The sequence below is a fragment of the Streptomyces sp. URMC 127 genome, assembly GCF_051386535.1.
Classification (GTDB): Bacteria; Actinomycetota; Actinomycetes; order Streptomycetales; family Streptomycetaceae; genus Streptomyces.
In genome coordinates this window covers 1-11,075 of sequence record NZ_JBPQTW010000221.1, presented here as the reverse complement: position 1 = coordinate 11,075, position 11,075 = coordinate 1, and the positions used below count along the sequence as shown (strand labels likewise).

10 protein-coding genes are annotated in these 11,075 nt (G+C 75.3%); 5 read left to right on the top strand and 5 right to left on the bottom strand.

What is annotated here, in order from left to right; genetic code table 11:
* Positions 1-40 precede the first annotated feature (40 nt).
* Positions 41-694 carry a response regulator transcription factor gene (locus ACSNOH_RS29355; RefSeq protein ID WP_436724474.1) on the bottom strand — a complete coding sequence of 218 codons (654 nt, stop codon included), beginning with the start codon at positions 692-694 and terminating at the stop codon, positions 41-43.
* A gap of 374 nt (positions 695-1,068) precedes the next feature.
* Between ACSNOH_RS29355 and ACSNOH_RS29350 the strand changes: the two genes are divergently transcribed.
* A complete protein-coding gene (locus tag ACSNOH_RS29350; RefSeq protein ID WP_436724473.1) occupies positions 1,069-1,236 on the top strand; it encodes a hypothetical protein in 168 nt (55 codons plus the stop codon).
* A 103-nt stretch (positions 1,237-1,339) separates the two neighbouring features.
* On the opposite strand, the gene ACSNOH_RS29345 is transcribed toward ACSNOH_RS29350, so the two are convergent.
* Together ACSNOH_RS29345 and ACSNOH_RS29340 are read right to left on the bottom strand one after the other, a co-directional pair.
* Positions 1,340-2,140, bottom strand: a complete 801-nt coding sequence (locus ACSNOH_RS29345) for an inositol monophosphatase family protein (RefSeq protein WP_436724472.1) — start codon at positions 2,138-2,140, stop codon at positions 1,340-1,342.
* A 102-nt stretch (positions 2,141-2,242) separates the two neighbouring features.
* Entirely contained in the window at positions 2,243-3,370 is a 1,128-nt protein-coding gene (locus ACSNOH_RS29340; RefSeq protein ID WP_436724471.1) for a ferrochelatase, read from the bottom strand.
* A gap of 141 nt (positions 3,371-3,511) precedes the next feature.
* Between ACSNOH_RS29340 and ACSNOH_RS29335 the strand changes: the two genes are divergently transcribed.
* A complete protein-coding gene (locus ACSNOH_RS29335; RefSeq protein WP_436724470.1) occupies positions 3,512-4,825 on the top strand; it encodes an MFS transporter in 1,314 nt (437 codons plus the stop codon).
* Positions 4,743-6,140: a D-arabinono-1,4-lactone oxidase gene (locus ACSNOH_RS29330; RefSeq protein ID WP_436724469.1), complete on the top strand. Its 1,398-nt coding sequence runs from the start codon at positions 4,743-4,745 to the stop codon at positions 6,138-6,140. Before ACSNOH_RS29335 ends, ACSNOH_RS29330 begins: the two co-directional genes overlap by 83 nt.
* Positions 6,141-6,260: 120 nt before the next feature.
* Here the strand turns inward: ACSNOH_RS29330 and ACSNOH_RS29325 are convergent, their stop codons facing one another.
* The gene (locus ACSNOH_RS29325) at positions 6,261-7,256 is read right to left on the bottom strand and encodes a hypothetical protein (RefSeq protein WP_436724468.1); all 996 of its coding nucleotides are present in this window, start codon (positions 7,254-7,256) and stop codon (positions 6,261-6,263) included.
* Positions 7,257-7,604: 348 nt separating this feature from the next.
* Here ACSNOH_RS29325 and sepH point away from each other — a divergent pair, with 348 nt between their 5' ends.
* Complete coding sequence (sepH, locus tag ACSNOH_RS29320) at positions 7,605-8,684, top strand: septation protein SepH (RefSeq protein WP_436724467.1); 1,080 nt, start codon at positions 7,605-7,607, stop codon at positions 8,682-8,684.
* Positions 8,685-9,343: 659 nt separating this feature from the next.
* Here sepH and ACSNOH_RS29315 read toward each other — a convergent pair.
* The gene (locus ACSNOH_RS29315; RefSeq protein WP_436724466.1) at positions 9,344-10,180 is read right to left on the bottom strand and encodes a sulfurtransferase; all 837 of its coding nucleotides are present in this window, start codon (positions 10,178-10,180) and stop codon (positions 9,344-9,346) included.
* Between the two features lie 295 nt (positions 10,181-10,475).
* Between ACSNOH_RS29315 and ACSNOH_RS29310 the strand changes: the two genes are divergently transcribed.
* Positions 10,476-11,075, top strand: a 600-nt coding sequence (locus ACSNOH_RS29310) for a VOC family protein (protein ID WP_436724465.1), incomplete at its 3' end; no start/stop codon positions are given.

The window sequence follows — 11,075 nt, the reverse complement described above, 5'->3', positions numbered from 1 at the left end:
AGCGGGGGCGCCGGAGGGGCTGGAGGTGGGGGACATCAGGTCAGATCCGGTATCCGGAGCCCGGCACGGTGACGATCACCGGGGGCTCGCCGAGCTTGCGGCGCAGGGTCATGACGGTGACCCGGACGACGTTGGTGAAGGGGTCGGTGTTCTCGTCCCAGGCCTTCTCCAGGAGCTGCTCGGCCGAGACGACCGCGCCCTCGCTGCGCATGAGGACCTCCAGGACGGCGAACTCCTTGGGGGCGAGCTGGACCTCGCGGCCGTCGCGGAAGACCTCGCGGCGGTTGGGGTCGAGCTTGATGCCGGCGCGCTCCAGGACCGGCGGGAGGGCCACGGTCGTGCGCCGGCCGAGGGCCCGCACGCGGGCGGTGAGCTCGCTGAAGGCGAAGGGCTTGGGGAGGTAGTCGTCGGCGCCGATCTCCAGGCCCGCCACGCGGTCGCTGACGTCGCCGGAGGCGGTGAGCATCAGGACGCGGGTGGGGATGCCGAGCTCGACGACCTTGCGGCACACGTCGTCGCCGTGGACGAGGGGCAGGTCGCGGTCGAGGACGATCACGTCGTAGTCGTTGACGGCGATGCGCTCCAGGGCGGCGGCACCGTCGTACACGACGTCGACCGCCATGGCCTCCCGGCGCAGTCCGGTGGCGACGGCATCGGCGAGCAGCTGCTCGTCCTCGACGACGAGTACGCGCACGGCGTTGATCCTTCCCTTCGGGCCCGGGCGGGCAGGCATGAGACACCCCTTGCGGGTCCCTCCATCCTGCCTCGAACCTCGGTAAACCGGCTGTAAGGGGCGGTGGGGGGCCGGCCTGCCGGCCGGTCGTTCCGGATCGTGGCCGGACCGCTGCCGGGGGGCGAGGCCGGAGCGGTTTCCGGCCCGGTCACGGATTGGTTCCGGACGGGAGGTTTCCCCGCGGACGGCGCTGGGGAAGACGTCTGCACACCCGCGATCACGCCCAGTGGCGGCCCGCCACTACGGCACGCCCGCCCGCGCCAGGGCAGGGGCGCGATCGATTCGCCGTCGGCACACCCCCGTGCCATCGACCCACGACGAGGGGGCGCAGCACCATGGACGCGTTCACCGCTGGCATTCTGCAGCGCATAGAGACCACCCGCAGCGAACGGGACCAGGCCCGCAGGATGGGCGACGAGTACACGGCCGAGGTGGAGCAGTCCGCCCTGGACGACCTGCACCGCCTGGCGGCCGAGCACGGCGTCAAGGTCTCGGCCGCCTGATCCGAGGCATCGGCGGCGACGCCCCGGCCCCCGCGAGGGGGCCGGGGCGTCGTCATGCCGCAGGAAGGCGCTCAGCGGCCGCCGGGGGCCGCTCGGGCGGGGCTCAGCCCTGCCAGGCTCCCAGCTCCTCCAGGCGGCCCTGCAGCTGCTCGAAGAGGGCCGGCGGGGCCGCGACCGTGAGCTCCGTGGAGGCGGGCTCGCCCGGGCGGCCGCCCGTCAGCGCCCCGGCCTCGCGGGCGATCAGCGCGCCCGCCGCGTAGTCCCAGGGGTTCAGGCCGCGCTCGTAGTAGCCGTCGAGCCGGCCGCAGGCCACGTCGCACAGGTCGATCGCGGCCGACCCGCCGCGCCGGATGTCGCGCACCTGCGGCAGCAGGGAGCGCAGGACCTCCGCCTGGGCGGCGCGGCGCGAGGCGAGGTAGCCGAAGCCGGTGCCGATCAGGGCCTGGTCGAGGCCGGGCGCGGGGCGCACGGCCAGGCGCCGCTCGCCCTCGTAGGCGCCCTCGCCGAGCACGGCGCGGTAGGTCTCACCGCGCATCGGGGCGGCCACGACGCCGACGACGGTCTCGCCGTCGAGCTCCGCGGCTATGGACACGCACCACGACGGCAGGCCGTAGAGGTAGTTCACGGTGCCGTCGACGGGGTCGATGACCCACCGGACGCCGGTGCTGCCCTCGCGGCTGGCGCCCTCCTCGCCCAGCAGGCCGTCGTCGGGGCGGTGCTCGGCGAGGAAGCCGGTGATCAGCTTCTCGGCGGCGATGTCCATCTCGGTGACGACGTCGATCGGGCTGGTCTTCGTCGCGGCGACGCCCAGGTCCGCCGGGCGCCCGTCGCGGAGCAGGGCCCCCGCGCGGTCGGCCGCTTCCAGGGCCACGGCCAGGAGTTCTGCCTTCAGGGTCTCGCTCACGGTGCTGGTGCTCCTTAGACGGACGGATCGGGCGTACGAATCGGGCGTACGGATCGGGCGTGTACGGGCCGGGCTCGCGGCTCGCGGCTCGCGGCTCGCGGCTCAGGCGTACGGGCTGTCGGCTCCGGCGGCGGCCGGGCGCGGGGCCCTGGCCGGGCAGCAGCCGGCGGGGCAGAGGTCGTGCGAGGGGCCGAGGGCGCCCAGGGCGCACCGCTCGGGCCGCTCGCCGCGCTCGGTCGCGGCGCGCTCCAGGACGAGCTCGCGGACCGCCGCGGCGAAGCGGGGGTCGGCGCCGACGGTCGCCGCGCGGGCGACCGGCAGGCCGAGCTCCGCGGCCTTGGCCGTGGCCTCGGTGTCGAGGTCGTACTTGACCTCCATGTGGTCCGAGACGAAGCCGATGGGGACCATGACGACGGCGGGGACGCCGGCGGCGTGCGCGGCCTCCAGGTGGTCGCAGATGTCGGGTTCGAGCCAGGGGATGTGGGGGGCGCCGCTGCGGGACTGGTAGACGAGCTGCCAGGGGTGGTCCCGGCCGGTCTCCTCGCGGACCGTCTCCGCGATCGTGCGGGCCACGTCGAGGTGCTGGGCGACGTAGGCGCCGCCGTCGCCGTGGCCCTCCGCCGGGCCGGAGGTGTCCGCGGCGGCGACCGGGATGGAGTGCGTGGTGAAGGCGAGGTGCGCGCCCTCGCGGACGGCCTCGGGCAGCTCGGCGAGGGCCGCGAGGACGGCGTCGGCCATGGGGCGGACGAAGCCGGGGTGGTTGAAGTAGTGCCGCAGCTTGTCGACGCGGGGCGGCGTCATGCCCTCCGCCTCCAGGGCGGCCAGCGCGTCGGCCAGGTTCTCCCGGTACTGGCGGCAGCCCGAGTAGGAGGCGTAGGCGCTGGTGGCGAGGGTGAGCACGCGGCGCCGGCCGTCGGCCGCGATCTCGCGCAGGGTGTCGGTCAGGTACGGCGCCCAGTTGCGGTTGCCCCAGTAGACCGGCAGGTCCGTGCCGTGCTCGGCGAACTCCTTGCGCAGGGCGCCGAGCAGCGCCCTGTTCTGGTCGTTGATCGGGCTGACGCCGCCGAAGAGGAAGTAGTGCTGCCCGACCTCCTTGAGGCGCTCGCGGGGGATGCCGCGCCCGCGCGTGACGTTCTCCAGGAAGGGGACGACGTCGTCCGGGCCCTCGGGGCCGCCGAAGGAGAGCAACAGCAGGGCGTCGTAGGGGGCGTGCGCTGGCTGATCCGACATGGGTCCGATCCTGCCACTCGTCACTGACAGGCAGGAAATGGCGGTGCGCCGCACAAACGTGCCCACGTAAGCTGTATCGGCCACCTACGTCCCTTACGGCACCCTCGATCCGTCCCGCCCCCGACCCCCAGGGAGCCGTCGTTGCCCAGCCCCTACCGCGCGATCTTCGCCGCCCCCGGCACCAGGAGCTTCTCGGCCGCCGGCCTGCTCGGCCGCATGCCGCTGTCCATGTTCGGCATCGGCGTGGTCACGATGGTCTCCCAGATCACCGGCCGCTACGGCCTCGCGGGCGCCCTCTCCGCGACCCTGGCCATCGCGGCCGCCGTCTTCGGACCCCAGATATCCCGGCTCGTCGACCGGTACGGCCAGCGGCGGGTGCTGCGCCCGGCCACGCTCGTGACCCTGGCCGCCGCCGCGGGCCTGCTGCTGAGCGCGCAGCAGCGCTGGCCCGACTGGACGCTGTTCGTCTTCTCGGCCTGCGCCGGGTGCGTGCCGAACGTGGGCTCCATGGTGCGGGCCCGCTGGGCGGCCATCTACGCGGGCAGCCCGCAGCTCCACACGGCCTACGCCTTCGAGTCCGTCGTCGACGAGGTGTGCTTCATCTTCGGCCCCATCCTGTCGATCGGGCTCTGCACGCAGTGGTTCCCGGAGGCGGGCCCGCTGCTGGCCGCCTGCTTCCTGGCGGCCGGGGTGTTCTGGCTGACCGCGCAGCGCGGCACCGAGCCCGAGCCGCACCCGCAGGACCGGCGGGCGCGCGGCGGGGCGCTGCGCTCGCGCGGCCTGCAGGTCCTCGTGGCCACGTTCGTCGCGACGGGCATGATCTTCGGCACCTGTGACGTGGTGACGGTCGCCTTCGCCGAGGAGCAGGGCCACAAGAGCATGGCGAGCCTGGTGCTCGCGACGTACGCGCTGGGCTCCTGCGCGGCGGGGGTGGTTTTCGGACTCCTGCCGCTGAAGGGGGAGATGGCCCGCCGCTGGCTCGTGGGCGTGTGTGCGATGGCCGTGAGTATGATCCCCCTCCAACTGGTCGGGAACCTGCCGTTCCTGGCCGTGGCGCTCTTCGTCTCGGGGCTGTCGATCGCACCGACCATGGTGACGACGATGGCCCTGGTCGAACGGCACGTACCGCGCGCTCAGCTGACCGAGGGCATGACCTGGACGAGCACGGGGCTCGCGGTCGGCGTGGCGCTGGGGTCGTCGGCCGCCGGCTGGGTGGTGGACGCCCGCGGCGCCGCCGCGGGGTACGCGGTGTCCGGGGTGGCGGGAGCGCTCGCGGCGGCGGTCGCGTTCCTGGGGTACCGCCGGCTCCGCACGCAGGCAGAGCAGCGGCCGGAGGCCTCCGTGCCGCAGGCGAGGGGAGGGTCTGACGCGCATGACGGAGACGACCGGAACGACCAAGGGCACGACGGCCGGCACGAGGACCGGGACGGCCGCAGCAAGGGCGTCGTCGCCTAGGACGAGGGCGGCGGCCGGATCGCCCGCGTGGCGCAACTGGGCGGGCAACGTCACCGCGCGCCCCGCGCGCACCGTGGCCCCGGCGACGGCGGGCGAGGTCGCGGCCGCGGTCACCCGGGCCGCGTCGGACGGCCTGAAGGTGAAGGCGGCCGGCACCGGCCACTCGTTCACCGCCGCGGCCGCCACCGACGGCCTGCTGCTGCGCCCCGAGCGCCTCACGGGCCTGCGCGCCCTCGACCGCGCGGCGGGCACCGTGACGGTGGGGGCCGGCACCACGCTCCGGCAGCTCAACGAGACGCTGTCCGCGCACGGCCTGTCGCTGGCCAACATGGGCGACATCATGGAGCAGACCGTCTCCGGCGCCGTCAGCACCGGCACCCACGGCACCGGCCGCGCCTCGGCCTCCCTCTCGGCCCAGGTCCGCGGCCTGGAGCTGGTCACCGCCGACGGCTCGGTGCTCTCCTGCTCCGCGGAGGAGAACCCGGAGGTCTTCGCGGCCGCCCGGCTCGGGCTCGGCGCGCTGGGCGTGATCACCGCGCTCACCTTCGCCGTGGAGCCGGAGTTCCTGCTCCGGGCCCGCGAGGAGCCGATGCCCCTGGACCGGGTCACGGCCGAGTTCGACCAGCTGGTCGCCGAGAACGAGCACTTCGAGTTCTACTGGTTCCCGCACACCACCAGCTGCGTCACCAAGCGCAACAACCGCAGCGCGGGCCCCGCGGCCCCGCCCGGCCGGATCGGCGCCTTCGTCGAGGACGAGCTGCTGTCCAACGGCCTCTTCGGCGCCCTGTGCGCCGCCGGCCGCGCCGTCCCCGCCGCGATACCGGGCATCGCCCGCGTCACCGGCCGCGCCCTGTCCGCCCGCACCTACACGGACGTCCCGTACAAGGTCTTCACCAGCCCGCGCCGGGTCCGCTTCCTGGAGATGGAGTACGCGCTGCCGCGGGAGGCCGCGCTGCCGGCGCTGCGCGAGCTGCGGGCCGCGATCGAGCGCTCGCGGCTGCGCGTGGCCTTCCCCGTCGAGGTCCGCACGGCCCCGGCCGACGACATCCCGCTGTCCACGGCCTACGGCCGGGAGACGGCCTACATCGCCGTGCACATGTACCGGGGCGCTCCCCACCAGGCGTACTTCCGGGCCGCCGAGCAGATCATGACCGCGCACGACGGCCGGCCGCACTGGGGCAAACTGCACAGCCGCGACGCGGGGCACCTGGCGGCGGCGTATCCCCGGTGGACGGACTTCACGGCGGTACGGGACAGGCTGGACCCGGGCCGGGTGTTCGGCAACGGGTATCTGCGGCGGGTGCTGGGGGAGTAGGACCTGCGGTCGGCAGTCTTCTCAGGGGCCGCGCCCCGATAGGGGCGCGGGGAACTGCGCGACCAGCCACCTACGGCCCGCAGCCGACAAAGCACCCCGGCGGAGCCGTACGGCCGCGCCCTACGAGACGGCGCCGGCCGACGACTTCGGGCTCGCCGGCCCGCCGGCCGCCCCCTGACTGCCGGCACCGCCCCCCTTGCCGTCGCCGCCCTGCGACGCGGACGGATTCCCTGAAGGCTCCGGCTTAGGGGACGGCGTGGCACCCCCCGAGGACGGCACCCCCGACGGCTCCGGCGACCGCTTGCCCGAGCCGTCGCCACCGCCCTCGCGGGACGCGTCCGGGCCGGGCGTGGAGCCGGAGCCGCCGCCGGGCCGGTGCTGCTCGCCGTCGCCCTCGTCGCCGCCGTCGTGGGAGCGGCCGCGGTCCGGAGACCGGTCGGGCGCCGGGTCCTGCTTCTGCGGCTTCCCGTCGTGCGCCTTCCCGCCGTCGAAGATCTGGCCGACCGTGGTCGAGCCGCCACCGTCCGCGCTGGATCCCTTGACCAGCTCGACGGCGGTGAGCGTGCCCATGGCGAGGACGAAGACCGCCCCGGCCGCGAGCAGCGGGCGCTTCCAGCCGCGCAGCCGGGTGCCGTGCGTCGTGGCCGGAGTGTAGGCGTCCGTGTACGCAAAGGAGTGCTCGTCGGCGCGCGTCCCAGGATGCGCGCCCGCGTACGCGCCGCCGGGCTCCGGCGCCTCGCGTACGGAGTGCAACAGGCGTGTGGCCTCGTCGTCACCGCCCGCGGCGGGCTCCGCGCCCCGCGCCGCCGCGGCCGCGCGGCTGACCGCACGGCCCGCGTCCTGCACGGGCACCTGGCGGAGCTTCGGTCTCGCCGCCTGCGCGGTCGCCTCGCGGAGCTGCTCTCCGGTCCGCTTGAACAAGTGCTGGAAGATCGTGCCACCGGACGTCGCCACGATGCTCACGACGCCGGCGCCGAGGACCGTGCCGTACACCCCGAGCCTGCCCGCGAGCAGTGCGGCGATGACCGCCGCGAGGGCGCTCCCGGCGACCTGCGCGAGGCTCAGCTCCAGACGCTTGTTCTTCGCTTTTGCCTCGCTTTCGCCTTTGCCGTCCATCTCCTGCCTCTGTGTAGCCCTTGGGTCCGTCTTGCAGGGAGAAGAGACATTCGAGCGTAACGAACAGTTCCGAATCTGGCGATTGTGTGAACCTCGACACCCGTGCAACCGCCCTCGCGCCCGATAGGTACGATCAACTCCCTTCTCCCGCGTGAACTTCGATGGCGCGCCATTCCACCCCCAGTGGCCCGAATGGAGTACTGTGGCGAGCCCTGGCCCCGGTGTCCCGTCCGGCTGCCCGGACCCAACGGGCGGGGCCCCAGCGGCTCTCACCCCCGTCAACTCGGCAATGTTGTGGCAGGCTGCACCCGGGCAGGCCACACTCGACTAGCGGAAGCAGCGACGCACGTGACGTCGGCAGGCACCACCCGGGAGGTCCCCATGCCCGAACTGCGTGTCGTGGCCGTCTCCAACGACGGCACACGGCTGGTGCTCAAGGCTGCGGACAGCACGGAGTACACCCTTCCCATCGACGAGCGGCTGCGCGCCGCCGTACGCAACGACCGTGCTCGCCTGGGGCAGATCGAGATCGAGGTGGAGAGCCATCTCCGCCCGCGCGACATCCAGGCGCGGATACGTGCAGGCGCCTCGGCGGAGGAGGTGGCGCAGCTCGCCGGCATTCCCGTCGAGCGGGTGCGCCGGTTCGAGGGCCCGGTCCTGGCCGAGCGCGCGTTCATGGCCGAGCGCGCCCGCAAGACGGCGGTGCGCCGCCCCGGCGAGAACAGCGGCCCTCTCCTCGGCGAGGCGGTCGCCGAGCGGCTCATGCTGCGCGGGGCGGAGAAGGACACCGCGCAGTGGGACTCCTGGCGCCGGGACGACGGCACGTGGGAGGTCCTGCTCGTCTACCGGGCGGCAGGTGAGCACCACGCGGCGAGCTGGTCGTACGACCCGCCGAGGCGGATCGTTCAAGCGATGGACGACGAGGCCCGCGCGCTCATCGGCGAGACCGAGGACACGCCCGAGCCGAGCTTTCCGTTCGTGCCCCGGATCGCCCGGCTGCCGCGGGACCGGCCCCTCGACCGGTCGCTGGACCGGCAGCAGGCGTCCTCCGGGCCTCCGGCCCCGCCGGAGCCGGAGGCCGAGCCCGCCGAGGAGCCCGGCAAAGAGCGGGATTCGCTGACGAGCCTGCTCGAAGCGGTGCCCAGCTTCCGCGGCGACATGGTCGTGCCCGAAACGGCCTCGGCGGCGCAGGCCGCTGACGAACCGTCCGAGGTGCCGGAGGCCGTCGAGCCGCCGGCACCGGCCGCGAGTGCGGGCGCCGCGTACGCGGACGTCCTCATGCCGCGGTCCGTGGCCGGCCACCGCGACCGCCTGATCGGCACGACGGACCGTCAGGCCGAGGCGGACGGGGTGCGGCCGGGGCGGCGCGCGGCGGTCCCCAGCTGGGACGAGATCGTCTTCGGCACCCGCCGCAAGAAACAGGAGTAACCACTACGGCAGTGACCCTCCGTCAGTCCCCCGGCGCGGACCGGGGGCGCCGACGGCAGCGCACACGGGCGGAAGGCCGCCGGGAAGACCGCACGTACGGCCGACCCGGCACCGCCGGTCCGCGCCGCGGGGGCTCACCACCACGGCGGCGGAAGGGGGGCGAGGCACGGCATCCGCGTCCCCCCGCGGGATCTCACGCTGCATCAGCGGGAAGCCCGCGCGGGCGATCGGCCCGGCACAGCCGGTGGCCCGCCCTGAGGGATGTGGGCCCGCCGCACTCCCCCACCGCCGCAGCGGCGCCCGACCACAACGGCCCTGCCCGGCGGTGCCGTACCGCTGCCGCAACGGCCGGAAGGCCACACGCACGACCGGCCCGGCACAGCCGGTGGCCCGCCCTGAGGGATGTGGGCCCGCCGCACTCCCCCACCGCCGCAGCGGCGCCCAGCCGCGACGCTCCTGCCCGGCGGTGCCGTACCGCCTCCGCAACGGCCGGAAGGCCACACGCACGGCCGGCCCGGCGCGGCCGGTGGCCCGCCCTGCCCGGTGCGGGCTCCCCGCACTCCCCCACCGCCGCCGCGGCGCTCAGCCACAACGATCCCGGCCGGCGGTGCCGTACCGCCCCTCGCGCCGAATCGCGCTCCGGGCCGGCCGGCAACCGCTCAGCCCGGCAGGGCCCCCGTGGCGACCGGGCGGGACGGGTCGGAGGACCACTCGCTCCACGAGCCGACGTACAGGGCCGCCGGAATGCCCGCCACGGCCAGTGCCAGCAGCTCGTGCGCGGCGGAGACGCCCGAGCCGCAGTAGACGCCCACCTCGGTGCCGTCCACCGCGCCCAGTGCTCCGAACCGGGCCGCGAGTTCGGCGGCGGGGCGCAGCCGCCCGTCCGCGGCCACGTTCTCCGTCGTCGGCGCGGAGACCGCGCCCGGGATGTGGCCCGCGACCGCGTCGATCGGCTCCACCTCGCCGCGGTAGCGCTCCCCCGCCCGGGCGTCCAGCAGCAGCCCCCGGCGGGCCAGCGCCGCCGCGCCGTCCGCGTCGAGCAGCGGCAGCGCCCCCGGCGCCGGGACGAAGTCGCCCTCGCGCACGGGAGCCGGCTCGTCCGTGACCGGCCCGCCCTGCGCCCGCCAGGCGGCGAGCCCGCCGTCCAGGACCCGTACGGACGGGTGCCCGGCCCAGCGCAGCATCCACCACGCCCGCGCGGCCGCCCAGCCCTGTCCCCCGTCGTAGACGACGACGTCGCCGCCGGAGCGGACGCCCGCCCCGCGCATCGCCGCGCCGAAGACGGCGAGGTCCGGCAGCGGGTGCCGGCCCTCCTTCCCCGCCGGGCCGGCGAGCTCGCTGTCCAGGTCCACGTAGACCGCGCCGGGGATGTGCCCCGCCTCGTACTCCGGCCGCCCGGGCGGGCCCCCGAGCTGGTAGCGGACGTCCAGCAGGACCGGCGGTCGGCCGCCCGCCGACGCGTTCATGAGTTCGGCTGCGGTGATGATGGCATTCATGGACCCCATCCTGGCGTAGCCGGACGTGCGGTGGGCGGCCCCCTGGCGGGGCCGCGTACACCTGATCGATACTGGGCGGCGCCTCCGCCCGCCGTGACCCGCGCGGGCGCCGGAACGGTACTGCCCCGCGATTCCGGGCATTCTCCTGCGGGAACCCGGGCGTCCCGGCGCGGCCGGGGGGCGCGTGACGGCAGGTGGTGCAACCATCTGGTCGTGCCCCGTCCCGTACCACCCCCGCGCGCCGCGGCCCGCTGCGGGACGCGCGGCCACCACGATGGTCCGAGGAGAGAGTGACATGACCGAGGTTTGGGGCTCCCCCCGGCCAGGAGCACGTGAGGGCCGGCGCGCGCCGGGCACCCCGTGCTGGACGAGTCTCCTGGCGCACGACCTGGAGGCGATCCAGGACTTCTACGCCGGTCTGTTCGGCTGGGCCTTCTACAGCCCCGGGCCGCGCCGGCTGGGGCCCTACCTCCGCGCCACGGTCGGCGGCCGGGACGTGGCCGGCCTCGGGGAGCTCGCGCCCGGCGTGCGGCTGCCGACCGCCTGGACCACCTACCTCGCCAGCGACGACGCCGACGAGGCCGCGGAGTGGATCCGCTGCCTGGGCGGCACGGTGGGGGTCGGCCCGCTGTCCGCGGAGGAGGCGGGGCGGCTGGTGCTGGCCTCCGACCCGGCGGGGGCGCCGTTCGGCGTGTGGCAGGGCCAGGAGCTGACCGGCGCGCAGCTGACGGGCGTTCCGGGCACGCCCGTGTGGCACGAGCTGGTGACCCACCGGGCGTCGGCCGTCGTCGGCTTCTACCGCGCCCTGTTCGGCTACGACGTCAAGCCGGCGGACGCGGATACCAGCGACTGCCTGACGCTGCAGCTCGGCGACCGGCCGGTCGCCGCGCTGCAG

Bases quoted from the DNA above. Each gene is read 5' to 3' on its own strand.
- ACSNOH_RS29350 (WP_436724473.1), top strand. From the start codon at position 1,069: ATGGACGCGTTCACCGCTGGCATTCTGCAGCGCATAGAGACCACCCGC.
- ACSNOH_RS29340 (WP_436724471.1), bottom strand. From the start codon at position 3,370: ATGTCGGATCAGCCAGCGCACGCCCCCTACGACGCCCTGCTGTTGCTC.
- ACSNOH_RS29330 (WP_436724469.1), top strand. From the start codon at position 4,743: ATGACGGAGACGACCGGAACGACCAAGGGCACGACGGCCGGCACGAGG.
- ACSNOH_RS29325 (WP_436724468.1), bottom strand. From the start codon at position 7,256: ATGGACGGCAAAGGCGAAAGCGAGGCAAAAGCGAAGAACAAGCGTCTG.
- ACSNOH_RS29315 (WP_436724466.1), bottom strand. From the start codon at position 10,180: ATGAATGCCATCATCACCGCAGCCGAACTCATGAACGCGTCGGCGGGC.